The sequence below is a fragment of the Staphylococcus pasteuri genome (assembly GCF_030547725.1).
GTDB lineage: Bacteria > Bacillota > Bacilli > Staphylococcales > Staphylococcaceae > Staphylococcus > Staphylococcus pasteuri.
In genome coordinates, this window is record NZ_JAUOQO010000586.1 from 1 (window position 1) to 254 (window position 254).

A 254-nucleotide genomic window follows, 5' to 3' on the forward strand; every position below is an offset into this window, starting at 1 on the left:
TTTTAGGAGGTTTGGCACCTGGGAAGTTCCAGTTTGTGAGCCAAGTCACAGCGGTATTGTTCAGGCTTTCGCAAATAAGGTCGGCATCGGCTTTGATCACATCTTCTTTTACATCACTGTGAACCTTAGCCTGTGATTGACTACTTCCGTTATCCGTCGTCATCGTTTGGCTAAGCACAATTTTAGAGATAGCTTGATCTAACGCTTTTCGCTGAGTTTCATAATCGGCTGAACCTGACCGAGCAGCTTCTAGT

General features: G+C 45.3%; 1 protein-coding gene. It reads right to left on the reverse strand.

Annotation, left to right across the window (positions count from 1 at the left end):
* A partial coding sequence (locus Q4528_RS14820) for a phage portal protein family protein (RefSeq protein ID WP_303522431.1) occupies nt 1-254 on the reverse strand: 254 nt, incomplete at both ends.